Below are 26141 nucleotides of genomic sequence, written 5' to 3'. Positions count from 1 at the left end.
GAGGTCAGCGGTCCCTCCGCATCGAACCCGGCCGCACCACCGAATTCGGCCACCGACGCCGATGCCGCAGCGCACCCGACCCGGCGGCTCGCAGACCCGGCATCGGTGGGCGGATCGGCGTCCTTCGTCGCTGGCACGGAGCTGAATCCGGTGGGCGGAAGGCAGAGGCATCATGTCTCAGCACAGTCCCTACGAGCACGAGAAGAATCGGAGCAGCACACATGAGTGAGCCGACCCGCATCGAGGTCCGCGCGGCCGACCCGTACCCGGTGATCATCGGGCGTGGACTGCTGGGCGATCTGGTCGAGCAGGTCACCGGCCGGTCCGGTGTGCGTACCGTCGCGATCTTTCACCAGCCGCCGCTGACCGAGACCGCCGAGGTGGTGCGGAAGGCGTTGGCGGACAAGGGACTCGACGCGCATCGCATCGAGATCCCCGACGCCGAGGCCGGTAAGGATCTGCCGGTGGCCGGATTCTGCTGGGAGGTGCTGGGGCGCATCGGGCTCACCCGTCAGGATGTGGTGATCAGCCTGGGTGGTGGCGCCGCCACCGATCTGGCCGGATTCGTGGCCGCGACCTGGATGCGCGGGGTAAATATCGTGCACGTGCCGACCACACTGCTGGCAATGGTCGACGCCGCGGTGGGCGGTAAGACCGGGATCAACACCGAGGCCGGTAAGAATCTGGTCGGCTGCTTCCATGAGCCCGCGGCGGTGCTGGTCGATCTGGCGACGCTGGAGACGGTGCCGCGCAACGAGATCGTGGCCGGGATGGCCGAGATCATCAAGGCCGGATTCATCGCCGACCCGGTGATCCTGGACCTGATCGAGCGCGACCCGCAGGCGGCCCTCGACCCGACCGGCGACGTGCTGCCGGAGCTGGTGCGCCGCGCCGTTCAGGTGAAGGCCGACGTGGTGTCGGCCGACCTGAAGGAGGCGAGCCTGCGCGAAATCCTCAATTACGGCCACACTCTCGGCCACGCCATCGAGCGCCGCGAGCGGTACCGCTGGCGCCACGGCGCGGCCGTGTCGGTGGGCCTGGTGTTCGCCGCGGAACTGGGCCGGTTGGCCGGGCGCCTCGACGACGCCACCGCCGACCGCCACCGCACGGTCCTGGAAAGCGTCGGCCTCCCCACCACGTACGACGCCGACGCTCTCCCCCAACTGCTGGACACCATGCAGACCGACAAGAAGACCCGCTCGGGCGTCCTCCGTTTCGTGGTCCTCGACGGCCTGGCCAAACCCGGCCGCCTCGAGGGCCCCGACCCCTCCCTCCTGGCCGCCGCCTACGCGACCATCGCCCGCGAGGACAACCCGACGAACGGCCCCATTCTCCTGTAAGCCCAATCACGTGCCCTGCCGGTAGGTACTTATTGCCCCACGTCGCGGCCGTGCCTACGCTGTCCTCGACTGCGAACACTGTACGCATAAATCGTTGGGGGGTACCGGGGTTGACGTCCGAGCATCACACTCAAGGCGACACCGTCTGGGTGACGACGTCCGATGGGCGCAGGCTGCACGCGATGGTGCTTCCCGGCCCGGAGGGGTCGCGCGCGCCGACAATCGTTTTCGAGGCCGGCGCGGCGGCCAGCAGATCCACGTGGGCGCTGGTCCAGCCATTGGTCGGGCAATGGGCGCGAGCGATCGTTTACGACCGGTCCGGGTTCGGTCGCAGCGCGCCCGACCCGCGCTCGCGGACCTTGGACAGGATGTCCGGCGACCTCGGCGAGGTGCTCGACCACTTCGGCGCAGGGCCATACGTATTGGTCGCGCACAGTGCAGGCGCCCCGATCACCCGCACCGCAGCCGCCGCGAACCCGGACCGAATCGCCGGACTCGTCCTGGTCGACCCGACGGACGAAGGCCTGGACCTCTTGTTCGGCCCCGCTTTTCGTAGGTCGGAACGACGGACCATCGCCCTCGGGCTCGTAGCGGCACGAATGAAGTTGCTGCGCCCCTTCTTCCGATCGCTGACCGCGCCCCTCCCCCCGGACGCCCGCCGGGACATGCGGCGGGAGGGATTCACGGTTCAGGCGATGAAGACCTTCGCGGCCCAGGAGCGCACATTCCTCGACGAGCTGGCCGCTTATCGAGAGAATCCGCCGAATCTGCGCGACCTTCCGGTCACGGTGATCTCTGGGGGACGCGCCGGGAACGGCATGAATGACGAGCTCCGCGCCATCCTCAACAACGTGCACGCCCTCCGTGCAGCCCAGTCCCCCAAAGGACGCCACGTCGTCGCCGAGCACTCCGGTCATTACCCGCTGCTCTCCGAACCCCACCTTGTCGCCGACGAGATCCGCCGACTGGTCGACACGACCATCCACACGACGGACTGAACGTCAGCCGTTCAAGTCGACCGGGAGGGCGGTCAGCCTGCTGCCTTGGATGCCGCCCAGATCGGTTTGGCGCAGGGCGGAGTACGGCACGGCCAGGCGGGCGCGCGGGAAGCTGGTCCGGACGGTTTCGGCGAGGGCGCGGAGTTCCCATTGCGCGAGGTGTGCGCCGGTGCAGTAATGGGGACCGGCACCGAAGGTCAGGTCCGGACCGGGCCGACGGCCGGGAGTGGTGTTGATGCCCTGGATGTCGATGAGCAGTGGAGAGCGGGCGGGGAGGCTTATCCCGGCGAAGTCGACGTCGCCAGAGGTGAAGCGCCAGAGGGTGAATGGCGCCGGTGGGTGCAGGCGCAGTGTGTCGCGGACGAGCTCGTCGGTCGGCAGGTCGTCGGTTCCGCGGAGGAGGCGCGCGAGCAGAAACCCGAGGGCCGGATCGGTGGTCAGTTGACCGGCGTAGATCAGAGTGAACAACAGATAATGCAGTTGGGCTTCGGTGATTTCGTCGCCGAGCCTGTCGCGTAACTCGACGGCGAGACCATCGCGTTCCCCGTGCAACGCGGCGGTGGCCAAGTCCGTGAAGGCCGCCATGGCCTTGCCGGTCTCTTCGGGGTCGAAGCTGTAGCTGTACATGCCCTGGCAGGCGGCGATGGCCTGGTCGATGCGGTCGAGGGGGATCCCGAGCACGTCGCAGACCACGGTGAGCGGGTACCGAGTGGCGAAGTCGGCCATCAAGTCGACCGTCTCGCCGGAGCGTGCGCATTCGGTCAACAGGTCGTGGGCGAACGTCTTCATCCGCTCTGCGTAGCCGCGCATCCGCTGTGCCGTGAAGAGCGGGGCGTGCGCCCGGCGCAGGCGCGCATGCACCGGGCCGTCGGCGGTGGTGAGCGAAAGCTGCTCGGCGGCAAGGGGTTCCAGCCCCGCGGCCCGGCGGTCCCAGTGGGCCGGCGCATAGGCCGGATCCTTGACGAGCATCGGGTGGACGAGCGCCTGCCGAGCGAGGGCTTCGTCGGTGACGATCCACACCGGTCCCCCGGCGGGGGCTTCGGCCCGCACGATCGGCCCGGCGGCCCGCAGGACAGCACGAGCGGGGTGCGGATCGTCGATACCGCGGGTGGTGGCCGCGAACGGGTCGATGGCGATTTCCGGAGCACAGGTCATCGAATCTCCTCGAAGGCTTCGCCCGCGAGCGCGGGCCGGATCTCCGCCGCCGGAGTATGATAGCTGCGCGACGAAGTTACTGTGTGACACAGTGAAGATAGCACGGATTCGCTGCGTCACGCAGCGATATGAGAGGAGACAGCCACTGTGGCGGAGCCGGATCAGGATCGGGAAACCCTGCTCGGCAAGATCATCAGGGGCGCAGTGCCGAGCTGGGCCGTGCGAGTGGTGCAGCTCAACGGTGTCGTCGCCGATCAGTTGGGCGTGACCGACTCCGATGTGCAGTGTCTACACGCGCTCGACCAATACGGCCCGGCCACGCCGGGAGCTCTGGCCGAGCGGGTGAATCTGACCACCGGCTCCGCCTCGCGCATGATCGACCGGCTGGTTGCCGCCGGATATGTGCGCCGGGTGCCCGATCCCAGCGACCGCAGGCGGGTCCTCATCGAACCGACGCGGGAGGGTATGGACCGGGTCGCCGCCGCCTACGCCGGACTGATCGCGCGCACCCGAGACGATCTCGAGGAGTTCACCGACGACGAGATCCGGGTGATTCTGCGTTTCCTCGAGGCCGCGGAGCGCGCTACGGCCGACGAGGCTCGGCGGCTGCGATCGGCACGCTCCTGACTGTGTGCCGCACCGACGGCGGTGCTCAGGCGGCAGACGTCGCCACCGGTGCGGCCGACTCTGCCTTGCGGGTTTCGCGGCCCGCCAGGAAGCGGCCCAGGGCGACACCGGCCATGCCGGGAATGAAGATCAGCAGGATGATGAATGCGGCGCCCGCGGTCACCTCGAAGAACAGGCCGTTACCGCCGAGGTCGAACCCGGGGACGTAGCCGAGAAGCCACGACGCCACACCGCTGCCGAGGCCGCCGGCAATGCCCGCCTTCAGCCAGCGCATGGTGAGGTCCTCGCCGCCGCGTTCGGGATCCGGATTGGCGCGGCGGTCGCTGCGGCCGTCGACCAGGCCCCACGCGAGTCCGGCCCCGACCAGCACGATCAGGCACAGGATCCGCATCCATGCCCCGTGCGTCGGCCAGTAGATCATCGCGAAGCCCAACACGGTCCGCAGGACAACGGTCAGCGCCCCGAGGACTGTGGCGCGCAACACCCACGCATTCATGGTGATCACCCTAACCTGCCGCACGACTCGGAAAAACCTCACGCGTCGAGCGCCGCCGCCATCGCCTCCCGTGGAGCGGGTCGGCCGGTGAACTGCTCCACCTGTCCGTAGGCCTGATTCAGCAACATCTGCAGACCGCTGATCACGGTGTGTCCCGCCCGCGTCACCGCCTCGGCCAGCGGTGTCGGCCACGGGTTGTAGATGGCGTCGAGCACCACCGGGGCCGCCGCGACCACCCCGGCCACGGGCGCGGCGCCGCCGGCGGGCACGGTGCTCACCACCGCATCGGCCGACTCGCAGGCGGCGCGCAGCAGATCGGGTTCGAAGGCGATCACGGCGACCGACATACCCAGTCGCTCGGCCAGTTCCCGGGTGCTCGCGGCCCGCATCGCATCGCGGGCAACGACGGTCACGGCCTCCGCGCCCAGTTCCGACAGCGCCAGCAGCGCCGGGCGGGCCGTGCCCCCGGCACCCAGCACCACCGCGCGCCCCACCTTCTCGACACCGCCGCCCTGCAGTGCGCCGCGCACCCCGTCCACATCGGTGCAGTCGGCGCGCCAGCCGGAGCCAGTGCGCACCAACGTATTCGCCGAACCCACGAGTACTGCGCGCTCGGTCCGCTCGTCGGCATAGGCCAGGGCCGCCACCTTGCCGGGCATCGTCACCGACAGCCCCACCCATTCCGGGCCGAGCCCATCGACCAGGCCGGGCAGCTGTTCACCGGTGCATTCGATGCGCTCGTAACTCCAGTCCAAGCCGAGAGCCCGATAGGCCGCCAGATGCAGCTGCGGCGAACGGGAATGCGCGATCGGGCTGCCCAGTACGGCGGCGCGGCGGTGACCGCCGGGTGTGGCCCGGTCGCGTTCAGTTGGGGCGTTTACCACTGTCCAGAATTCCGCTCTGCTGGGCGCGCAGCACATTGCGCTGATGTTCGCTGAAACTGTCGGTGAACAAGGTGGTCCCCTGTTTGTCGACGGTTACGAAATACAACCACGGGCCGGGTGTCGGATTCTCCACCGCACGCAGGGCATCCAGCGACGGCGAGGAGATCGGCGTGGCGGGCAACCCGGTCATGGCGTAGGTGTTCCACGGCGTCGGGCGGGCCCGATCGGCGTCGGTGGTGGCGACCTCGGTGCGGTCGAGGGTGTAGTTCACCGTCGAATCGAATTCCAGTTTCTGGTTGTCGGCCAACCGGTTCACGATCACCCGGGCCACCTTCGGCATGTCGTTGGGTCGCGCTTCCCGTTCGACCAGCGACGCGGCGATCAGCGTCTGGTACGGGTTCATCTTGTTCGGCGACCCCGCCGTCCCCGACTGCAGCAGCCCCGTGGTCTCGTAGCTGGCGGTGCTCTGCGAGACCAGCTGCTTCAGGATCTGTTCGGGGCTGAGGGTGGGATCGAAATTCCACGTACCCGCGGCGATCAACCCCTCCAGCTGACGGCTGCGGTCGGGCACCTGCCGCACCGCGTCCATCGCCCACCCCGGCACGCCCAGGGCCGCCAGATCCGTACTCGACCCGGCCGCGTCGAGCTGCTCGTAGGTGACGCACTTCTTGGCGGCGCCGGAGCCGTAGCAGCTGGCGTCGGCGACCTTGCGATAGATGCCCTCGTTGCGGGCGCCGGTGTTCACATCGGTGGAATCGTGCAGCCGCTTGCCCTCGGAGATCACCACATTGCCGACCCGATTGGCCTTGTTCAGCAGGGCGGCCACCGCATCGACGCCCTTGCTGTGGGTGGGGACGGCGTAATAGCCGGGCTGGACAGAGGTGATGCCCGAATTGCGCACGGCGGCCTCGTAGAACGCGCCCGTGCTGGCGACCACGCCCTTGTCGAACATGGTCTTCGCGATCTGCTGGGAGGTGTCGCCGGGCTGTACCGACACCACGGTGATCGGGCCGGGCGGTCCGGCGAAATCCTCGGGGCCGCCCAGCTTGGCGATGAACTTGTATCCGGCATAACCACCGGCGGCCACGAACAGCGCCACGAATACACAGCCGAGAATCAGCAGGTTGCGGCGGCGCCGCTTCCGCTCGGCGGCCTTGCGTGAGGCCACTCGGGAGCGGCGGCCGCGCTGCGTCTGACCGCGCAATCCGCCCCGTCCGCCCGTGGACCGCTGTCCCGAGCGCCCGTCGGCATCGCGACCGGCGGACCGGCCGCGGGGGTCCGGTTTCGCCGCGCGGCCGCGGCTGCGCCGCCCGGCCGGTTGATCGTCGTCGTCCCAATAGTCCTCGGGGTCGCCGTCATCCCACTCGTCCACCCGACCGGCCGCTCGGGAGCGTCCGCTACGGACCGGAGGTTCCTGGTCGTCGGTGTAGCGCGGGATGACCGTGGTGTCGTCCTCGTAGTCGTCCCAGTCGTCGGGCGCCGCATGCCGGGCGCCGATGCCGCGGATCCCGCGCGGGTCGGTGTCGTCGTCCCAGTCCCGGTCGGCACGCCGGTACCGCCGCTCCTCGGTGCGCTGCCGATAGCGCTCCTCAGCACGGGTCCAGCGGTCGTTCATCCGACCACCTCGCCGCCTGCGTCATCGGCCGACTTCAACACCGCACTCCGTTCGTCCAACCATCCTTGCAGGATCGAGACGGCCGCCGCCTGGTCGATCATCTGCCGCTGGCCACGTGCGCGAACTCCGCTGTCCCGCAATGCACGTGCTGCAGACACCGTAGTCAAACGTTCGTCGGAAAGTCGTATCGGCACACCAGGAATCACACGCCGCAAACTGTTGGCGAAGGCGACGGCAAGCTTCGCCGACGCGCCGTTCTCCCCGCGCAGCGTACGTGGCAGACCGACGATCACCTCGACGGCCTCGTATTCCCGCACAATTTCGGCAATCCTGGCGATATCGGCTGCGACGCCGTCGCGCGACCGATCGCCCTTGCGGGCGCGCGCCACCGTCTCCACCGGAGTCGCCAGAATTCCGTCCGGATCGCTGGCGGCGACCCCGATCCGGACGGTACCCACATCGATGGCGATCCGTCGCCCGCGACCGGGATCGGTTGCGGCACTGGGCCGCTCCGCGGTGGACGCGGCATGGTGGCGCGCCCCGGCATTCGCGCCGGGGCCGGGTTGCTCCGACGTCTCCGAATTCTCGGAACTGTCCATCAGCCGGCGAGCTCGGCCACCCGTGCCCGCACCGCGGCCAGCCCGGCCGCGATTCCCGACGGATCCGATCCCGCGCCCTGCGCCATCTCCGGCTTGCCGCCGCCGCGGCCGGCGATGCTGGGCCCGAAGCTGCCGACCAGGTCACCGGCCTTGAAGCCGAGCTCCTGAGCGGGCTTGTTGACCGTGACCACGAACGGCACCTTGCCGTCGGCATTGCCGAGCAGCACCACGACGGCGGGCTCGCTGCCGAAGCGGCCGCGGATATCGGTGGCCAGCGTGCGCAGGTCACCCCCGCCCACACCCTCGGGCGCGGCCGCGGCGACCAGCAGCACGCGGCCGACCCGCTGGGCCTGCTCGACGTACTGACCGGCCGAGGACAGCACGGCCGCGAGTTTGGTGCGCTCGAGTTCCTTCTCGGCGACCTTCAAACGCTCCACCAACTGCTCGACCCGGGTGGGCACCTCCTCGGTGGGCACCTTCAGGGCGGAGGCGACACCGGCGAGCAGGGCGCGTTCCTTGGCCAGGTACTTGTAGGAGTCCAGGCCCACGAACGCCTCCACGCGGCGCACGCCGGAACCGACCGACGACTCGCCGAGCACGGTGATCGGGCCGATCTGCGAGGAGTGCTCGACGTGGGTGCCGCCGCACAGCTCCATCGAGAACGGGCCGCCGATCTCCACCACGCGCACCTGGTCGCCGTAGTTCTCGCCGAACAGCGCCAGCGCACCCATCGCCTTGGCCTTGGGCAGGTCGGTGACGAAGGTGTTGACCGGGAAGTCGGCGCCGACGGCGTCGTTGGACACCGCCTCGATATCGGCCTTCTGCGATTCCGACAGCTGGCCCTGCCAGTTGAAGTCGAAACGCAGGTAGCCCGGCTTGTTGAGGGAACCGGCCTGCACCGCGTTGGGGCCGAGGATCTGCCGCAGCGCGGCGTGCACCATGTGCGTGCCGGAGTGGCCTTGGGTGGCACCGCGGCGCCACGCCGGATCGACCTGGGCGAGCACGGTGTCGCCCTCGGTGATCTGGCCCTCTTCGACGGTGGTCTTGTGCACCCACAGCTTCTTGGCGATCTTCTGCACGTCGTTGACGCGCAGCTTCAACCCGGAGGCGGTGATCGCGCCGCGGTCGGCGATCTGGCCACCGGCCTCGGCATAGAGCGGGCTGCGATCCAGGATCACCTCGACGTCCTGACCGGCCACCGCGGTCGGCACGCGCACGCCGCCGGAGATCAGGGCGAGAACCTTTGCCTCGGTGGCGAGTTCGTCGAAACCGGTGAACTCGGTGGCCCCGCGGTCGACCAGTTCCTTGTAGATGGACAGGTCGGCGTGGGCGTGCTTGCGGGCCTGCGCGTCCTCCTTGGCGCGCTGACGCTGCTCGGCCATCAGCGAGCGGAAGCCCGCCTCGTCCACCTCGAGGCCGGCCTCGGCAGCCATCTCCAGGGTGAGATCGATCGGGAAGCCGTAGGTGTCGTGCAGGGTGAACGCGTCGGAGCCGGCGATCTTCTTCCCGCCCTTGGCCTTCACCTGGTCGACGGTTTCGTCGAACAGTTTGGTGCCGGTGTTGAGGGTCTTGAGGAATGCGGTCTCCTCACCGACCGCGACATTCTCGATGCGCTTGAAGTCGGTGGCCAGCTCCGGATACGAGGGCGACATGAGGTCGCTGACGACCGCCATGAACTGGCCCATCACCGGCTTGTCCGCGCCCAGCAGCCGGGCCGAGCGCACGATGCGGCGCAGCAGGCGGCGCAGCACGTAGCCGCGGCCGTCGTTGCCGGGGTTGACGCCGTCGGAGATCAGCATGGCCGCGCTGCGGGCATGGTCGGCGATCACCCGGAAGCGCACGTCGTCGGCGTGCTCGACGCCATAGGACTTACCGGTCAGCTCCTCGGCCTTGCCGATGATCGGGCGCAGCAGATCGGTCTCGTAGACGTTGTCCACGCCCTGCAGCAGCATCGCCACTCGCTCGACACCCATGCCGGTGTCGATGTTCTTCTTCGGCAGCGAACCGATCGGCGGGTGGCCCTCCTTCGGGCTCAGCTCGCCGCGGACGTCCTGCATGAACACGAGGTTCCAGATCTCGAGGTACCGGTCCTCGTCGGCGACCGGCCCGCCGTCCTGGCCGTATTCGGGGCCGCGGTCGAAGTAGATCTCCGAGCACGGGCCGCCCGGGCCGGGCACGCCCATATCCCAGTAGTTGTCCTTGCCGTCGCGGAACTGGATGCGCTCCTTCGGAATTCCCGCGACGCGGTGCCAGATCTCGGCGGCCTCCGGATCGTCCTGATAGGCGGTTACCCAGATGCGGTCGGGGTCGAAGCCGAAACCGCCGTCCTCCTGCGACTTGGAGATCAGCTCCCAGGCGAGGGTGATGGCCCCCTCCTTGAAATAGTCGCCGAAGGAGAAGTTTCCGGCCATCTGGAAGAACGTGTTGTGCCGGGTGGTGACGCCCACCTCTTCGATATCACCGGTGCGCACACACTTCTGCACGCTGGTCGCCCGCGTGTACGGCGGCGCCTCCTGGCCCAGGAAGTACGGCTTGAACTGGACCATGCCTGCGTTGACGAACAGCAGGTTGGGGTCCGGCAGGATCAGCGAGGCACTGGGGACCTCGGTATGCCCGGCACGGACGAAATGCTCCAGGAAGCGCCGTCGAATCTCGTGGGTCTGCACAACCATCCAGCCTACCGGGAACCGTCCATCGAGTTTTCGGCGACCACAGGGCACCCACCACCGTCTATCTACCTCGCACGATGCGGCGCAGCTTGGTCACGCGAGGACCGACCTCGCGCTCGTAACCATGGTCGGTGGGGTGGTAGTAGTCGGCGCCGATCAGCTCGTCGGGCGGATACTGCTGGGCCAGGACGCCGTCGGGGTGGTCGTGCGGATACTTGTAGCCCTGGGCGTTTCCGAGCTTGGCGGCGCCCGCGTAGTGACCGTCGCGCAGATGGGGTGGGACGGCACCGGCCTTGCCCTTACCGATGTCGGCCAGGGCGGCGCCGACGGCCGCCGCGACCGCACCCGATTTCGGTGCCGTGGCGACGTGAATGGTGGCGTGGGCCAAGGCGAGCTGCGCCTCGGGCATGCCGACCAGCTGCACGACCTGGGCGGCGGCGACGGCGGTCTGCAGGGCGGTCGGATCGGCCATGCCGACGTCCTCGCTGGCCTGGATCATCAGGCGGCGGGCGATGAAGCGGGGGTCCTCGCCCGCGCTGATCATGCGGGCCAGATAGTGCAGGGCGGCGTCGACGTCGGAGCCGCGCAGGGATTTGATGAAGGCGCTGATCACGTCGTAGTGCTGATCTCCGGCGCGGTCGTAGCGCACGGCGGCCTTGTCGACGCTGGCCTCCACCAGATCCACGTCGACCGTCCCGTCCAGCGAGGACTCCGCCGAGGCCTCTAATGCGGTCAGCGCCCGGCGCGCGTCGCCACCCGCGATCCGCACGATGTGATCCAGCGCCGCCTCGGTGACGGTGTACTCGCCGCTCAGCCCGCGCTCGTCCTCGATGGCGCGTTGCAGTACCGCGCGAATGTCGTTGTCGGACAACGAGTGCAGCTGCAACACCAGCGACCGCGACAGCAGCGGTGACACCACCGAGAACGACGGATTCTCCGTGGTCGCGCCGACCAGCAGCACCACCCGGTTCTCCACCGCCGCCAGCAGCGCGTCCTGCTGGGTCTTGGAGAACCGGTGCACCTCGTCGATGAACAGGACGGTCTGCTCCCCCGCGAGCAGTCGCCGCCGCGCCACATCGATGACCGCGCGGACCTCCTTGACCCCTGCCGACAACGCCGACAACGCCTCGAACCGGCGGCCGGTCGCCTGGGAGATCAGCGACGCGAGCGTCGTCTTTCCCGTGCCGGGTGGTCCGTACAACAACACCGACGCCGCTCCCGACCCCTCGACCAGCCGCCGCAGCGGCGAGCCGGGACCCAGCAGATGCTGCTGTCCCACCACCTCGTCCAGGCTCGCCGGACGCATCCGCACCGCCAACGGCGCCTGATCGCCCGCGCCGCGGAACTCGACCGCAACCCCTCCCGCCACGGGCTCCACCACCGGCGCCTCGAACAAGCCATCGCTCACGATTCCGACGGTACAGCCCAGGTCCGACAGGATGGCTCCCGGCCAAAAGCACGCCGGGAACCAGGAGCAGCACGCCGGGAATCAGGAGCAGCACGCTAGGAACCAGGGGCGGCACGCCGGGGAACCAGGGAGCAGCACGCCGAGCACCAGGGAGCAGCACGCCGAGCACCAGGGAGCAGCCGCCGGGAACCAGGGGCGGCACGCCGGGAGTCCAGGAGGGCAGCACGCCGGAAGTGATTGATCTTCACATCCCTGTTGTCCGGCCGCCAGGCCGGACAACAGGGGCTCAGACCGGGCGGGCCTCGAGGATGGTGTCCATGCTGGCGGTGGGGATGCGGCGGAGCAGTTCGAAGCCGTTGGCGGCGAGGAAGTCGCGGTACTCCTGTTCGGTGCGTTCGCGGCCGCCCGCGGAAACCATCATCTCCAGGTCCAGCAGGTTGCCGAAGGTGCGGCGGTTGCCCGACGGCAGGACCAGTTCGATCAGCAGCAGGCGTGCGGAATCCGTCATGGCCGCGCGGGCGTTGGCCAGGATTCGTGCCGCCTGCTCATCGGGCCAGTCGTGAATGATGTGCTTGAGGATGTAGGCGTCGCCGCCCTTGGGCACCTCCCCGAAGAACGATCCGCTGACCACCGTGCAACGGTCGGCCAGTCCGAGCTCGGCGAGCCGTTGTGGTACCGGCGCCACCACCTCGGGCAGATCGAACAGCACTCCTCGGGCCCGCGGTGTCCTGGTGAGAATCTCGGTGAGCAACCGGCCGCGACCACCGGCGATGTCGACAATGGTGCCGAATGCCGAAAAGTCGTAGGCGGCCAGCGTCGGCTCCAATGTCATCTCCGAGATCCCGGTCATCGCGGAGTCGAACAGCTCACCGAACTCGCGGTCCTTCTGGATGTAGTCGAAGAACGGCATCCCGTACAGCTGGTTCGTCGCGACCTCACCGGTGCGGACGGTCGAGGGCAGCAATCCCCAGAGCCCGAGGTGTCTGGCATCGCCGAAGAAGCGCAGACCGCCCCGCACCGACACCGGGGCGTCGCTACGCAGCGGCTGCCCCAGCCGGGTCAGGCGGTAGGTCTCGCCACGACAAGCGAATATTCCCTCGCTCACCAGTGGTCGCAGCAGTCGGCGCAGCGCATCCGGCCGGGCACCCACACGCGCCGCCAGCTCGTCGAGCCGCAGCGGTCCTGCGGCGAGCGCATCGGCGACGCCGAGTTCGGCCGTGGCATACAGGGCTTGGGACAGGAAGGCGCCCTGGACGATCTCGAGCAGCGCCACCGGCGGCGGCACGCTGCGGCGGTGCACGGCGGTCAGCGCGTTACGGAAGCGTTCCAGAACCTGCAGAACGGGTAGGGGCGGAACCTTGGACCGGCGAATGGCCATGACGGACTCTCTCTACGCGCGAACGAAACGACGAAGGGTTGATCGACCGGAACCCCCACGTCCAGTCTCGCCCCGGACCTCGCGTCACCGTGCGGAATGCCCGAATACCGCAGCCCCGACTCCGCTACCCCTACTCCTCCCAGTACTCCTCGAGCGACGCCGACACGTGTTCGGCGAAGTCGCCCAGCGGATCGTCGCCGGTGCAGCGGGCGTCCTCGGCGAGGGCGGCCCAGCGGTTGATCAGCGCCGCCGACCGCGGGACCGACAGGCCGTGCTCGCGCGCGGCGGCGATGCGGGTGTGGTCGGCGGGCAGGAACCAGAACGTGGTCAGCCACACCCAGATGAGGCGTGCCTCCAGGATCCGCTCGGCCAGCAGCGCGTCGTCGGCCAGCGCCGGCCACACGCCGACCACCTCCGAACGCCACGCCTCCACCATCTGCCGGGCGCGTTCGCGCGACAGCTCGAAATCGCACAGGCAGCCCGGGAAGGACACCAGCGCATAGGCGATATCCAGGGTGGCGTCGCGGAACCCGCCCCACTCGTAGTCGAGGAACCGGGCGCCCTCCTCGTTGAGGATCACGTTGTCCGGGCACAGGTCCGACGGGCTGAACGCGCGGAAGCGTCCGGCCGAGAACAGCCGATTGCCGCGCACGATCCGCTCGGCGATCTCGCCGGGAACCTCGAGACCCATATCGCGCAGCAGCAGCCGGGGCACCTCGTTGATCGCGGCCTCCGCCTGCTGGGCGATGCCGTCGATGCGATGCGACACATCGACACGCCGCAGCAGGGCGACGAAATCGGCCTCCCGGCCGACCGTCGCGGCATGCATCCTGCCCAGCGCCTGCGCGAACGCCATCAGCGCATTGCGGCTGGCCGGTTCGACGCCGGTCTGCAGCACCGAAGTCAGCGAGGTGTTCTCGCCGAGGTCGCTGAGGATCAGCAGCCGGTCGGGCAGGCTGTGCGCGAGCAGATAGGCGCCGGGCCGATGTCGGCTCGAGAGGGCGGTGGTGAACTGATAGGACACCGCCTCTCGCAGGAAGGCGGAGTCGATACTCGCGACACCGGGGGCGAGGCCACCGATCCGACGATCGTGCGCGGAACCGCGGACCTGCTTCACGATCAGGGTCCGAGGAAGTGAAAAGGCGTTCTCCGCCACACGCACACGTAATACCGTCGTCCTACCACTGCCACTGAGTTCGATCGGATCGCTCAGCTTTACCGGAGCACCCATTCGCTTTGTGAGCAACTGTTGTGCCGCGGACACGACTTCGGCGGCGCGTTCGGCCAATAGTGCGGTCATCGGATCCCAAGTTACTCGCATCAGGTCACTTTCAGCGAGCGGTTGCGCATCCTTTCGCGCGTCGCTCGGCGTGTCTTTGTGAAGGGTTCGCTACCGCGCATGATGCTCGACGGGTATCGCGATCGCTTCACGTCCGGTCCGTCGCGGACACCGCAGTGCCGGTTGCTTGACACTTCCTGGCCGGTCCGGTTGTCTCATCGTCAACTGCTCTGCGCCACACCGCAACCCAGGTGATCGGAAAGGCCCCCGACAATGTCCGACTCTCCGCAGTCAGCGCCCGGCGACACGCCCGCCGAGGGTGGTGACGAGCGGTCCACGGCAGGCTCGGGACAGCATCAGAATCCGGCCCAACCCGACGCGCCCGGCGGCGCTCGCGGCGGTGGGCACGGACGGCACCAGATGCCCGGCCCTGCCGGATACCCGCAGTTCGAGGGGCCGGGTGCGCCACAGTACGGCAGCGAACCCGTCGAACCGCCGCCACCGATGCCCGCTGCGGTCCCGCCCCCGCCGCCCGTGACCGGCGCCCCACCACCACCGCCGGTATCGGGAGCGAGCGCGCCGCCGAGCGGGTCACCTGGTCACGGATCGCCCCAGGGGTATCCCGGCGGGGCACCGACCGGCGCTCCCGGCGGCACTCCGCCGGGCGGATACTCGCCTCCCGGCGAGGGTTCGCCCGGCGCGTATCCCCCACCGGGACAAGCTTCGCCCGGTGCATATCCCCCGCCCGGCGAACCTCAGCACGGCGCATATCCCCCGCCCGGCGAAGCTCAATACGGCGGCCCATACCCGCCGCCGGGTGACGCTCCGCCCGGGGCCATGCCGCCGCCCGGATGGGCGCCTCCGCCCGGAGCCCCGGGTTACGCCGGTCAGCCCTACGGGGCTCCGGCCCAGCCGCAGGGCCTCGGCATCGGTCGCGCGCTCGGCTACGGCTGGGATCACTTCCGCGCCAATCCGATTCCGTGGATCGCCATCACACTCGTCGGTTTCGTCGCCTATTTGGCGGTCACACTCGTGGTCCGGGTAGGCGAGGTGAATTCGCTCCTGCCGGTGCTGCTGATCTTCCTGGCGGTCACGGTCGTGGTGTGGCTGCTGCAGGCGGCCATGATTCGCGGGGCCCTCTACGAAACCGATGGCACACCACCCGATTTCCAAGGCTTCTTCGGCTTCGTGAATGCGGGCAATGTGCTGCTGACCGCGCTGATCGTCTTCGCCGCCGCCTGCGTGGCCGCGCTGTGCCTGGTCTTCCCGGCGATCATCGTCGGATACCTGTGCATGTTCTCGCTGCACTTCGTGATCGATCAGGATCAGGATCCGTTCACCGCCGTCAAATCCAGTGTGCAACTGGTGGTCGCGAACTGGGTGCCGACACTGCTGCTGGCGCTGGCCGTGCTCGTGATGACCGTCGCGGGCGCCCTGCTGTGCGGCCTGGGCCTGCTGATCGCCGGGCCGGTGTCGGCCATCGCGGTGACCTACGCCTACCGCTTCCTCACCGGCAGGACGATCGCCTGATCAAGCGTCGTCGGACAACCACCAGCGCTTGAGCCGATCGATCGGCCCGGCCTCCCGGCCGTGGTGCGGGCGCAACTGCAGCACGATGACCCCCGCCGCCACGATGCCGACCATGTTCACCCCGAGCTGACCGACCGACATCAACGCCTCACGCCATTCGCCGAGGGTGATCGCCACCGCCGCGAAACCGGCCGCCGGAATCGTCGTCACCGAGATGAACACGCCCACCAGCGCCGACGATTTCGAGGTGACCAGCGACAGCATGCCCGCCGCTCCCGCCAGCAGCGCCACCACCAGCGAGAACGGCCCCACCTCATAGATGAAGTCGACGTTGTGGATGTCCCTGACCCCGCTCAGGGTTATCCACTCCAGCCGTTCCCACAGCAGCGACGCCACGATGGCGACGGCCATCGCCACCGGGAACCCGATCAGCAGCGCCAGCGCCGAGCGCCGCGCCAGCCGGAAGTCCCGGCGCACGATCGAAACCGCCACCGCCGCAAGCGGCCCGAACTCCGGGCCGACCACCATCGCCCCGACCACCGTCACCGGGGAGTCGGTGGCCACGCCGACCACCGCGAGCAGGCACGCGATCGTCATGAAGGCCAGGAAGGTCGGACTGAGCGTGGACTCCTCGTGGGTCTGGGCGATCAGCTCCTCCCACACCACCGCGTCGGAGGGATCGCCCGGCGCCGCCTCCACCGCCTTCTCGGCCACGTCCGACAGCGCCGTCTCCACCGGAGTCAGCATGATGCCGCCGTCGCGCCGGATGCCCAGTTCGCACAGCACCCCGAGCACATCGTTGGCCGATTCCCGGGCGACGTCGGCCTCGATGACATCGCCGACCGGTTCGACGGCCGCGCCGCGCTGCACGGTGACCAGCGTTGCTCCCTGATCCGACCGCAGCGCGGCCAGGGCGGCGTCGGTCGACTCCGGCGGGCAGATCACACGCAGGTGCAGCACCGTATCCCCTCGTCGTCCACGGGTCTCCGGTACAGATCCATACCGGCCGGTGCAGATTACCGGTTCACGCCACGATTACTCGGGACCGTCACCGATCGGGTTGCCGTCCTCGTCGAGCACCACGTCCAGGCCCGCCTCCTTGCGCTGCTGCGGGGTGATCGGGCTGGGCGCCTCGGTCAGCGGGTCGACGCCGCCGCCGGACTTCGGGAAGGCGATGACCTCGCGGATCGAATCCATGCCCGACAGCAGCGCGGTGATGCGGTCCCAGCCGAAGGCGATGCCGCCGTGCGGGGGCGCGCCGAAGGCGAAGGCGTCGAGCAGGAAGCCGAACTTCTCCTGCGCCTCGTCGTGGCCGATGCCCATCACCTTGAACACCCGCTCCTGCACGTCGCGGCGGTGGATGCGGATGCTGCCGCCACCGATCTCGTGACCGTTGCAGACGATGTCGTAGGCGTAGGCCAGCGCCGAACCCGGATCGGTGTCGAAGGTGTCCAGCGACTCCGGCTTGGGCGAGGTGAACGCGTGGTGCACCGCGGTCCAGGCCGAATGGCCCAGGGCCACATCGCCGCTGGCGGTGGCCTCGGCGGCGGGTTCGAACAGCGGGGCGTCCACGATCCATACGAACGCCCAGGCGTTCTCGTCGATCAGGCCGCACTTGCGGGCGATCTCGCCGCGGGCGGCACCGAGCAGCGCGCGGCTCGGCTTGACCTCACCGGCGGCGAAGAAGATGCAGTCTCCCGGCACCGCGCCGACATGCTTGGCCAGGCCCTCGCGTTCGGCCTCGCTCAGGTTCTTGGCGACCGGGCCGCCGAGGGTGCCGTCCTCGCCGACCAGGACGTAGGCCAGGCCCCTGGCGCCGCGCTGCTTGGCCCACTCCTGCCACTTGTCCAGTTCGCGGCGGGGCTGGTTCGCACCGCCCGGCATGACGACCGCACCCACGTAGGGGGCCTGGAACACCCGGAAGGGGGTGTCCTTGAAGTACTCCGCGCATTCGGTGATCTCCACCCCGAAGCGCAGATCGGGCTTATCGCTGCCGAAGCGGCGCATGGCCTCGGCGTAGGTCATGTGCGGGATCGGCGTGGGAATGTCGTGGCCGATCAGCTTCCACAGCGCGACCAGGATGTCCTCGGCCAGCAGGATCACATCCTCCTGGGTCACGAAGCTCATCTCGAGGTCGAGCTGGGTGAACTCCGGCTGGCGGTCGGCGCGGAAGTCCTCGTCTCGGTAGCAGCGCGCGATCTGGTAGTAGCGCTCGATGCCCGAGACCATCAGCAACTGCTTGAACAGCTGCGGGCTCTGCGGCAGCGCATAGAACTTGCCGGGCTGCAGGCGCGCGGGGACCAGGAAGTCGCGGGCGCCCTCCGGGGTGGAGCGGGTCATGGTCGGGGTCTCGACCTCGACGAAGGCGTGTTTCGCCAGCACCTCGCGGGCCGCGGCGTTGACCTTCGACCGCAGCCGGATCGCGTGGGCCGGGCCCTCGCGGCGCAGGTCGAGGTAGCGGTACTTCAGCCGGGTCTCCTCACCAGGCTGCTCGTCCAGCTGGAACGGCAGCGGCGCGGACTCGTTGAGCACCTCGAGCGTGCTGACGTTGACCTCGATCTCACCGGTCGGCAGGTTCGGGTTCTCGCTGCCGGCCGGACGCTGCTCCACCACGCCCGTCACCAGCACGCAGTACTCGGCGCGCAGCCGGTGCGCCTGCTCGGCCGCGGCACCCTCGCGGAACACCACCTGCGCCACACCGGACGCATCGCGCAGATCGATGAAGATCACCCCACCGTGGTCTCGCCGCCGGGCCACCCAGCCGGTGAGGGTGACGGTCTGACCGGCGTGCTCGCTTCGCAGCGAACCAGCCAAGTGGGTGCGCAGCACGGGATTCCTTTCGACGACTCCGGGCACCCGGGCGATGTGACCAGGTGCAGCCCCATCGTAGTGAGACCCGATCCCCGACCGAAAACCGATATCCGACCGCGACGTGTCAAGCTTGTCCCAAGGCCGCACCGAGACCGCTGCAGGTGCGCCCGGACCGAACCACACGCCAACTTCGGACGTAGACGAGAGAGCGCACGATGACCTTCAACGAGGGCATGCAGATCGATCCCGATCAGGCTTCGTCAGGCGGCATGGGGCCGAAGCTCGCACTCGGCGGTGGTGGCGGTCTGATCGTGCTCGTCCTGGCGCTGCTGTTCGGCGTCAACCCCGGGAATGTGCTGGACAACTTGACCGGGGGCGGTGGCGGCGACAAAGGCGGCGCAGTCGATACCTCGATGTGCAAGACGGGCGCGGATGCCAACAGATACGTCCAATGCAGGGTGGTGGCGACAGCGCAGAGCCTCAGCGGCATTTGGACAATCCAACTTCCCCGACAGACCGGTAGGCAATACGCCAAACCGGGACTCACGCTGTTCACCGGCGCAGTCAGTACCGGTTGCGGCAATGCGACCAGCGCGGTAGGCCCGTTCTACTGCCCGGCCGACCGTAATACGTACTTCGATACGGGGTTCTTTCAGGAGCTGGTCGACAAGTTCGGCGCCAGCGGCGGACCGCTGGCCCAGGAGTATGTGGTCGCTCACGAGTTCGGCCACCACCTCCAGAACCTCCTCGGCGACTCGGGTCGCGCGCAGCGGGATCCGAAGGGACCCCAGTCCGGATCGGTTCGTCTGGAACTGCAGGCCGACTGTTACGCGGGAATTTGGGCATACTACGCGGACAAGCAACCGATGCCCGGCAGCAACCAGCCCTATCTGAAGCCATTGACAGACAAGGATGTTCAGGACGCGCTGTCAGCGGCGGCCGCGGTCGGTGACGACCGGATCCAGAAGGCAGCCACCGGGCGAGTGAACCCCGAAGGATGGACACACGGCTCAGCGGCCGAACGTCAGAAGTGGTTCCTCGCCGGCTACAAAACCGGGCAGGTGCGAGCCTGTGACACCTTCTCGGCCGCTGACCTGAACAACCCACCTGCGTTTCGCTGACCCGAGCAAAAATAACCTATCCGGTGCGGACAGAGAATCACGGTGTGGCGCTGTGGAATAGGCTTGCACCATATCACCTCACGCGCTATGGTGACCGTACTTAACTATATGAGAAACGGGAGGGGAAATGACTTTCAACGATGGCAATGATATTGATCCATGCCGCGTCATGGTAGATGGCCATTATCCTGACGGATGCCCGCAAGACCCTCCGTATGGAGACCCTCCACCGGACAGCAACCACAACACCCTGATGTCGATGGTTCCGGATTCGCTCCATCATCCGCTCGGGCTCCATCTATCGCCGTGGGCAGCGACCGCGTCAATGGCGCTGCTTGCGGGCACCTTCGTTATCTCCTCCTACCGTCGAGCCCTAGGCCGAATGCTTGCTTCCCAACTGTTAGCGCCTTTCATGACAAAAAGCGTCTACGACGGTCCAGATCGTAAAAGCGCGACAAAGTACCAACTTTAGCAACAACCAATGCATTGCACGATGCGTGACAATGTCGGGCGAAAGCAAGATGGAACTCAGCCCTCATCCACACTTCGGATGAGGGCTGAGTTCCGTTGCAGTCGAGTTCTTGCGCTACTCGCGACTGCCAGGACGCCCCGTTCGCTGACGCATATCGTCGAATGTCCTCCGCAGTCCAGCGGCGCGTCGCATGCGAATCCGCCGGTCGACAGGCCAGAATCACCAAGGCGACGATGTGTCGGATGAGGAGGACGGTTCATGCGCAAGCTCACGGCCGCAAGACAATTCGCGCTCGGCCGCACAGTAGCGACCGGCTTGGTCCTGGCCACCGCGCTGTTCGGCAGCCCCGCCGTCCTCGCCACCGCAGACGAACCCGCACCCCCGCCTCCCGCCGAAACACCCGCTGCTCCCGCACCCCAGGACGCACCTCCAGCTCCCCAAGCCGCCCCGCCTGCGCCACCGGCCGAGCCATCCGCCGCCCCGGCAGCGCAAGACACACCTCCACCACCTCAGGCCGCCCCGCCCACACCACCGGCCCCAGCCGCCGAACCACCCGCTGCGGCCGCAGCCCCCCAGGCCCCCACACCTCCGGATGCACCTGCGGCACAACCAGTGCCCGCACCTTCGGCCCCAGTGCCCGCCTCTACACCACCGGACGCAGCCGCCGCACAACCAGCACCCGCGCCTGCCGCACCGGCGCCCGACGCCGCGCCACCTCCACCTGCGGCGCCAGCCCCTGAACCCCCAGCGCCCGCAGCTGCACCACCAGACGCAGCCGCCGCACAACCAGCACCCGCGCCAGCGGCACCAGCGCCCGAAGCCCCGGCGCCCGCACCTGCACCACCGGGCCCAGCCGCTGCCCCACCGCCCCCCGCGCCTGCCGCACCGGCTCCTGAACCTTCGGCGGCCGCACCCGCGTCACCGACGCCCGCGCCTGCACCTCCGGCCCCGGCCGTGGAACCGCCAGCTGCGCCCGCACCGCAAGATGCGCCTGCGGCACCTCAGGCTCCTGTACCGCCGCCTGCTCCTGAGCCCGCACCCCCGGCGCCCGCCGCGCCTGCGGCACCGGCTGCTCCCCCGGCTCCTGCGCCGCCACCGCCACCGCCGTCTGCGCCCGCGCCGATTTCGATGTTGCTCACCACGATTCCCGTGGGGTGGGAGGGGCGGACGGATGTGGGGCCGATTCTCGAGGTGCATGCGGATGGGCGGGCGGTGAAGAGTCTCGATGCGGCCAGTCCGGATCGGAAGGTGGGGACCGCACCGCAGAAGGTGAACGGGCGGATTCCGCCGGAGGCGATGGCGACGGCGATGGCCGAGGCCAGAGAGCTTGCCACGGCGGATATGGGCATGCCGAAGGAAGGGGATCACAGCAGTACGCTGCTGGACTTCCTGGGCGCCACCCCGGATCAGGATGTGCACCTGGTGGTCTACTCGCCCGGGTCGAGCGAGGGGCTCAGCGATGAGCAGGAGGCCAACCGCCGACGCTTCGACGATCTGTGCAAGAAACTGCTCGACTCGTTCGTCCCGGATCGCTGACCGGATATCGGTGCCGCCCCGATCGGGGCGGCACCGAGCCGAACGTCAGCCGACCGTCCAGGTCTCCTTACCGGTGAGCAACTGCTGCAACGTATTCGGGCCCACCGGCTTCCGCTCGCGGGCGGTCGTGGTCTGGGCGCGCACGCCGTCGTCGTAGGTGGGGCGGGAGACACTGCGGAAGATGCCGACCGGCACATGCGAGAGCCCCTGGTCGGACAGGCGCGACAGCGCGAAGGCGTATTCCGGATCCTCGGCGTAGGCGTCGTGGACGACGATGTCGGCTTCGGCGACCGCGTCGGCACGCGCCACCTCGAGCCCGAAACCGCTGCGCACCACGGCGAATTCACCCTCCGCACCGAACCGGATCGGCTCCCCGTGCCGCAATCGGATCAAATGCGATTCCGCATTCTCCCGGCGCAGCGCATCGAAGGACCCGTCGTTGAAGATCGGGCAGTCCTGCAGGATCTCCACGAACGAGGTGCCACGATGTTCGGCGGCGGCACGCAGCACCTCGGTCAGCCCGGCGCGATCCGAATCCAGCGCCCGCGCCGCGAAACTGGCCTCGGCGCCCAGCGCCACCGACAGCGTGTTGAACGGATGGTCCACCGAACCCATCGGCGTCGACTTGGTGACCTTGCCCTCTTCCGAGGTCGGCGAGTACTGGCCCTTGGTGAGACCGTAGATCCGGTTGTTGAACAACAGGATCGTCATATTCACATTGCGCCGCAACGCGTGGATGAGGTGGTTGCCGCCGATCGACAGCGCATCACCGTCGCCGGTCACCACCCACACCGACAGATCCGGCCGAGTCACCGCCAGTCCCGTCGCGATCGCGGGGGCGCGCCCGTGAATCGAATGGATCCCGTAGGCGTCGAGGTAGTACGGGAACCGGCTCGAACACCCGATGCCGGAGACGAACATCAGGTTCTCCCGGCGCAATCCGAGATCGGCCAGGAAACTGCGCACCGTGGCGAGGATGACGTAATCGCCGCACCCGGGGCACCAGCGCACCTCCTGATCGGAGGTGTAGTCCTTGACCTTCTGCGGCCCGTCCGCCCCCGGCACGCCGGACAGCCCGGTCAGGCCCAGATCGGTTCCGACGAGCGAGGTTTCCACGATGGTCATCACTTGCCCCCTGTCGTGCGATATGTGGCCCGCGCTCGCGCGTCGAAGGCCTTGTCCTGTTCCATCTCCGCGATGGAGCCGTCGAGTGCCGCGTCGATGACGCCGACGAGTTCCTGCGCCGAGAACGCGGTCCCGGCGATCTTGGTCCACGGCTGGACGTCGACCAGATAGCGGGCGCGCAGCAGCATGGCCAGCTGGCCGCCGTTCATCTCGGGCGCGACCACCGTGCGATAGCGGCGCAGCACCTCACCGGTATTGGGCGGCAACGGGTTCAGATGCCGCAGATGTGCCTGCGCCACCGGCACCCCGCGCCGCCGGGCCCGCCGGCACGCCTCCCCGATCGGACCGTAGGAGCTGCCCCATCCGATCAGCAGCAGTTCGGCGCGGCCGTCGGGATCGTCGACCTCGAGTTCGGGAACCGTGATGCCGTCGATCTTGGCCTGCCGCAACCGGACCATGAGCTCGTGATTGGCCGGATCGTAGGAGATATTGCCGCTGCCGTCGGCCTTCTCGAGGCCGCCGATCCGGTGCGCGCGGCCCTTGGTGCCCGGCACGGCGAGCGGCCGGGCCAGGGTCTCGGGGTCGCGCGCGTAGGGCTGGAAGGAATCGCCGTCGGCCGCCTCGGATTCGAATCCGGGATCGATCGGCTCGAGATCGGCGACGGCCGGAATCGACCACGGCTCCGAACCATTGGCGATCGCGCCGTCGGACAGCAGCAGCACCGGCGTGCGATAGGTGAGCGCGATCCGCGCCGCCTCCAGCGCGGTGGCGAAACAGTCGGCCGGGGAACGCGGCGCGACCACCGCGACCGGCGATTCACCGTTACGCCCGTACAGCGCCTGCAGCAGATCGGCCTGTTCGGTCTTGGTCGGCAGACCGGTGGACGGCCCGCCGCGCTGCACATCGACGATCAGCAGCGGCAGCTCGGTCATCACGGCCAGGCCGATCGTCTCACTCTTGAGCGCAAGGCCCGGACCGGAGGTGCTGGTGACGCCGAGCGAACCACCGAGCGAAGCGCCCAGGGCCGCACCGATTCCCGCGATCTCGTCCTCGGCCTGGAATGTGGTGACACCGAAGTTCTTGTGCTTGCTCAGCTCGTGCAGGATATCCGAGGCCGGGGTGATCGGATAGGTGCCGAGGAATACCGGCAGGCCCGACAGCTGCCCGGCCGTGACGATGCCGTAGGCGAGCGCGGTGTTGCCGGTGATCTGGCGATAGGTGCCCGGTGCCAGAGTGGCGGGCGCGACCTCGTAGGTGGTGGCGAAGGCCTCGGTGGTTTCGCCGTAGTTCCAGCCGGCCCGGAAGGCCAGGATATTGGCCTCGGCGATATCCGGTTTGGCGGCGAACTTCTCGCGCATGAACTGTTCGGTGCCGCCGATCGGCCGCCCGTACATCCACGACAGCAGGCCCAGCGCGAACATATTCTTCGCGCGCTGCCCGTCCTTCTTGCCCACGCCTGCCGGTTCGGTGGCGGCCATGGTCAGCGAGGTCATCGGCACCTGGTGCACAACGAAATCCGACAGCGTATCGTCGCCGAGCGGGTCGGCGCCGTAGCCCACCTTGGCCAGATTGCGCTTGGTGAACTCGTCGGTGTTGACGATCACCGTGGCGCCCCGCGCGAGATCCTCCAGATTGGCCTTGAGCGCAGCGGGATTCATCGCCACCAGTACATCGGGCTGGTCGCCCGCGGTGAGGATGTCGTAGTCGGCGATCTGGATCTGGAACGACGACACGCCGGGAAGGGTGCCCTGCGGCGCTCTGATCTCGGCCGGAAAGTTCGGCATGGTGGCCAGGTCGTTGCCGAAAGCGGCCGCCTCGTGGGTGAACCGGTCGCCCGTCAGCTGCATGCCGTCGCCGGAGTCGCCGGCGAAGCGGATGACGACCCTCTCCAATTTCTCTGTGCGCGCCAGATCAACCATGCGCCTGCATCACTTCCTCGTCGGTATGAGGTACCACACGCCAAATTACTCCGCCGCACCCCTCGGTCACACCCGAGAAGTGTTGGGTACTACCTGATTCGGCCGCGCCGGTTGCACGGGCCGCAAACACGGGGCACTGCGTCAAGCGAACAGGGCGAGCTGTGGGTCGGGCCGGGATACCTCGTCGTCGCGATCCGGCGTAGTCGCGGGCCGGCGCGCCGACGGGTCCCGGTCGAGTCCGTGCCGAGCGAGCAACGGCTCGATCCGACCGCGTAGCCACGCAGAATACTCCGGTGTGACGTACGCCCCACGACCGTACAGCTGCCGGTATTTCCGCAGCAGCGCCGGGTGGTGGGTGGCCAGCCATTCCAGGAACCAGCCGCGGGTGCTGCCGCGCAGATGCATCGGAAAGGCCACCGCACTCGCCGCACCCGCGTCGGCGAGGGCGGCGAACATCGCGTCCAGATGTGCGGTGCCGTCGGTCAGATACGGAATGACCGGCGCGACCAGGACGGTGACCGCGAATCCGGCGTCGGCCAGCGCCCGCACGAGCTCGAGCCGGGCCCGCGGCGAGGGGGTCCCCGGCTCCAGGCTGCGGTGCAGATCCTGGTCGAGAATGGCGATGGAGACCGCCAGGCTGACCGGCACCACCCCCGACGCCTGCGTCAGCAGCGGTAGGTCGCGGCGCAGCAGCGTGCCCTTGGTGAGGATCGAAAACGGTGTGCCCGAATCGGTCAGCGCGCGAATGATGCCCGGCATCAGCCGATAGCGACCCTCGGCCCGCTGGTACGGGTCGGTATTGGTGCCCAGCGCCACCGTCTCGCGCCGCCACGACCGGCGATGCAACTCGCGGCGCAGCACCGCGGCCACATTGGTCTTCACCACGATCTGGGTGTCGAAGTCGCGACCGGCGTCCAGGTCCAGATATTCGTGGGTGCTGCGCGCGAAGCAGTACCGGCAGGCGTGCGAACAGCCGCGCATCGGGTTGATCGTCCAGTTGAACGACAACCCCGACCCCTGCGGGATCCTGTTCAGCGCGCTCTTGCACAGCACCTCGTGGAATGTGACGCCCTCGAACTCCGGGGTCTGGACGCTGCGCACGAAACCAGCCCGCTCGAGTCCGGGGAGGGCCCCGTCATCGGCATCCAGGGTCTGGCTCTGCCACCGCACCCCTCCAGT

The 26141-nt window shown here is 68.5% G+C and carries 21 protein-coding genes; 6 read left to right on the top strand and 15 right to left on the bottom strand.

Annotated elements, in window-relative coordinates; genetic code table 11:
* Positions 1-221: 221 nt before the first annotated feature.
* Both aroB and IU452_RS26765 read left to right on the top strand, forming a co-directional pair.
* The gene (gene aroB / locus IU452_RS26770; RefSeq protein WP_195111940.1) at positions 222-1340 is read left to right on the top strand and encodes a 3-dehydroquinate synthase; all 1119 of its coding nucleotides are present in this window, start codon (positions 222-224) and stop codon (positions 1338-1340) included.
* A 149-nt stretch (positions 1341-1489) separates the two neighbouring features.
* On the top strand, positions 1490-2338 hold the full coding sequence (locus IU452_RS26765; RefSeq protein WP_324192838.1) for an alpha/beta hydrolase: 849 nt from the start codon (positions 1490-1492) through the stop codon (positions 2336-2338).
* 3 nt (positions 2339-2341) lie between these two features.
* On the opposite strand, the gene IU452_RS26760 is transcribed toward IU452_RS26765, so the two are convergent.
* Positions 2342-3493 (bottom strand): cytochrome P450, encoded by a 1152-nt coding sequence (locus IU452_RS26760; protein ID WP_195111939.1) that lies wholly within the window; start codon positions 3491-3493, stop codon positions 2342-2344.
* A 147-nt stretch (positions 3494-3640) separates the two neighbouring features.
* Between IU452_RS26760 and IU452_RS26755 the strand changes: the two genes are divergently transcribed.
* Entirely contained in the window at positions 3641-4120 is a 480-nt protein-coding gene (locus tag IU452_RS26755; RefSeq protein WP_195111938.1) for a MarR family winged helix-turn-helix transcriptional regulator, read from the top strand.
* Between the two features lie 25 nt (positions 4121-4145).
* Here the strand turns inward: IU452_RS26755 and IU452_RS26750 are convergent, their stop codons facing one another.
* The 8 genes from IU452_RS26750 to IU452_RS26715 all read right to left on the bottom strand — a co-directional run bounded on the left by IU452_RS26750 (position 4146) and on the right by IU452_RS26715 (position 14469).
* On the bottom strand, positions 4146-4616 hold the full coding sequence (locus IU452_RS26750) for a B-4DMT family transporter (protein ID WP_228818784.1): 471 nt from the start codon (positions 4614-4616) through the stop codon (positions 4146-4148).
* 38 nt (positions 4617-4654) lie between these two features.
* Positions 4655-5500, bottom strand: a complete 846-nt coding sequence (locus IU452_RS26745) for a shikimate dehydrogenase (protein ID WP_324192837.1) — start codon at positions 5498-5500, stop codon at positions 4655-4657.
* Positions 5481-7115: an endolytic transglycosylase MltG gene (gene mltG, locus IU452_RS26740; protein ID WP_195111935.1), complete on the bottom strand. Its 1635-nt coding sequence runs from the start codon at positions 7113-7115 to the stop codon at positions 5481-5483. Before mltG ends, IU452_RS26745 begins: the two co-directional genes overlap by 20 nt.
* Positions 7112-7714, bottom strand: a complete 603-nt coding sequence (gene ruvX, locus IU452_RS26735) for a Holliday junction resolvase RuvX (protein WP_195111934.1) — start codon at positions 7712-7714, stop codon at positions 7112-7114. Before ruvX ends, mltG begins: the two co-directional genes overlap by 4 nt.
* The gene (gene alaS, locus IU452_RS26730) at positions 7714-10380 is read right to left on the bottom strand and encodes an alanine--tRNA ligase (protein ID WP_195112037.1); all 2667 of its coding nucleotides are present in this window, start codon (positions 10378-10380) and stop codon (positions 7714-7716) included. Before alaS ends, ruvX begins: the two co-directional genes overlap by 1 nt.
* Before the next feature lie 64 nt (positions 10381-10444).
* Positions 10445-11791, bottom strand: a complete 1347-nt coding sequence (locus IU452_RS26725; protein WP_195111933.1) for a replication-associated recombination protein A — start codon at positions 11789-11791, stop codon at positions 10445-10447.
* Positions 11792-12077: 286 nt separating this feature from the next.
* Complete coding sequence (locus IU452_RS26720) at positions 12078-13169, bottom strand: methyltransferase (protein ID WP_195111932.1); 1092 nt, start codon at positions 13167-13169, stop codon at positions 12078-12080.
* A gap of 130 nt (positions 13170-13299) precedes the next feature.
* On the bottom strand, positions 13300-14469 hold the full coding sequence (locus tag IU452_RS26715) for a phosphotransferase family protein (protein WP_195111931.1): 1170 nt from the start codon (positions 14467-14469) through the stop codon (positions 13300-13302).
* Positions 14470-14721: 252 nt separating this feature from the next.
* On the opposite strand from IU452_RS26715, the gene IU452_RS26710 reads away from it, so the two are divergent.
* Positions 14722-15978 (top strand): hypothetical protein, encoded by a 1257-nt coding sequence (locus IU452_RS26710; protein WP_195111930.1) that lies wholly within the window; start codon positions 14722-14724, stop codon positions 15976-15978.
* Here IU452_RS26710 and IU452_RS26705 read toward each other — a convergent pair whose 3' ends face one another.
* Both IU452_RS26705 and aspS read right to left on the bottom strand, forming a co-directional pair.
* Complete coding sequence (locus IU452_RS26705) at positions 15979-16938, bottom strand: DUF389 domain-containing protein (RefSeq protein ID WP_195111929.1); 960 nt, start codon at positions 16936-16938, stop codon at positions 15979-15981.
* Positions 16939-17013: 75 nt separating this feature from the next.
* Positions 17014-18807: an aspartate--tRNA ligase gene (aspS, locus tag IU452_RS26700; protein WP_195111928.1), complete on the bottom strand. Its 1794-nt coding sequence runs from the start codon at positions 18805-18807 to the stop codon at positions 17014-17016.
* Positions 18808-19004: 197 nt separating this feature from the next.
* Here aspS and IU452_RS26695 point away from each other — a divergent pair, with 197 nt between their 5' ends.
* On the top strand, positions 19005-19910 hold the full coding sequence (locus tag IU452_RS26695) for a neutral zinc metallopeptidase (RefSeq protein WP_195111927.1): 906 nt from the start codon (positions 19005-19007) through the stop codon (positions 19908-19910).
* A gap of 1115 nt (positions 19911-21025) precedes the next feature.
* Here the strand turns inward: IU452_RS26695 and IU452_RS26690 are convergent.
* A complete protein-coding gene (locus IU452_RS26690) occupies positions 21026-21478 on the bottom strand; it encodes a hypothetical protein (protein ID WP_195111926.1) in 453 nt (150 codons plus the stop codon).
* Between the two features lie 32 nt (positions 21479-21510).
* Here IU452_RS26690 and IU452_RS26685 point away from each other — a divergent pair, with 32 nt between their 5' ends.
* Positions 21511-21918, top strand: a complete 408-nt coding sequence (locus IU452_RS26685; RefSeq protein WP_195111925.1) for a hypothetical protein — start codon at positions 21511-21513, stop codon at positions 21916-21918.
* A 45-nt stretch (positions 21919-21963) separates the two neighbouring features.
* Here the strand turns inward: IU452_RS26685 and IU452_RS26680 are convergent, their stop codons facing one another.
* From IU452_RS26680 to IU452_RS26670, 3 genes are all read right to left on the bottom strand, one after another.
* Entirely contained in the window at positions 21964-23043 is a 1080-nt protein-coding gene (locus tag IU452_RS26680) for a 2-oxoacid:ferredoxin oxidoreductase subunit beta (RefSeq protein WP_195111924.1), read from the bottom strand.
* Positions 23043-24962, bottom strand: coding sequence for a 2-oxoacid:acceptor oxidoreductase subunit alpha (locus IU452_RS26675; protein ID WP_195111923.1), 1920 nt, complete (start codon positions 24960-24962; stop codon positions 23043-23045). Before IU452_RS26675 ends, IU452_RS26680 begins: the two co-directional genes overlap by 1 nt.
* A 141-nt stretch (positions 24963-25103) precedes the next feature.
* Positions 25104-26132, bottom strand: a complete 1029-nt coding sequence (locus tag IU452_RS26670) for an Rv2578c family radical SAM protein (protein WP_195111922.1) — start codon at positions 26130-26132, stop codon at positions 25104-25106.
* Positions 26133-26141: the final 9 nt, after the last annotated feature.

This window comes from Nocardia transvalensis, assembly GCF_015477765.1.
Classification (GTDB): Bacteria; Actinomycetota; Actinomycetes; order Mycobacteriales; family Mycobacteriaceae; genus Nocardia; species Nocardia transvalensis_A.
The sequence above is the reverse complement of the archived record's forward strand: the minus strand, read 5'-3'. Positions and strand labels throughout refer to the sequence as shown.

Coding starts and splice junctions, on each gene's coding strand:
- IU452_RS26715 (WP_195111931.1), bottom strand. CDS start 14,469: ATGACCGCACTATTGGCCGAACGCGCCGCCGAAGTCGTGTCCGCGGCA.
- ruvX (WP_195111934.1), bottom strand. CDS start 7,714: ATGGACAGTTCCGAGAATTCGGAGACGTCGGAGCAACCCGGCCCCGGC.
- IU452_RS26680 (WP_195111924.1), bottom strand. CDS start 23,043: ATGACCATCGTGGAAACCTCGCTCGTCGGAACCGATCTGGGCCTGACC.
- IU452_RS26750 (WP_228818784.1), bottom strand. CDS start 4,616: ATGAATGCGTGGGTGTTGCGCGCCACAGTCCTCGGGGCGCTGACCGTT.
- IU452_RS26710 (WP_195111930.1), top strand. CDS start 14,722: ATGTCCGACTCTCCGCAGTCAGCGCCCGGCGACACGCCCGCCGAGGGT.
- mltG (WP_195111935.1), bottom strand. CDS start 7,115: ATGAACGACCGCTGGACCCGTGCTGAGGAGCGCTATCGGCAGCGCACC.
- IU452_RS26720 (WP_195111932.1), bottom strand. CDS start 13,169: ATGGCCATTCGCCGGTCCAAGGTTCCGCCCCTACCCGTTCTGCAGGTT.
- IU452_RS26675 (WP_195111923.1), bottom strand. CDS start 24,962: ATGGTTGATCTGGCGCGCACAGAGAAATTGGAGAGGGTCGTCATCCGC.
- IU452_RS26760 (WP_195111939.1), bottom strand. CDS start 3,493: ATGACCTGTGCTCCGGAAATCGCCATCGACCCGTTCGCGGCCACCACC.
- IU452_RS26695 (WP_195111927.1), top strand. CDS start 19,005: ATGACCTTCAACGAGGGCATGCAGATCGATCCCGATCAGGCTTCGTCA.
- IU452_RS26685 (WP_195111925.1), top strand. CDS start 21,511: ATGTTGCTCACCACGATTCCCGTGGGGTGGGAGGGGCGGACGGATGTG.
- aroB (WP_195111940.1), top strand. CDS start 222: ATGAGTGAGCCGACCCGCATCGAGGTCCGCGCGGCCGACCCGTACCCG.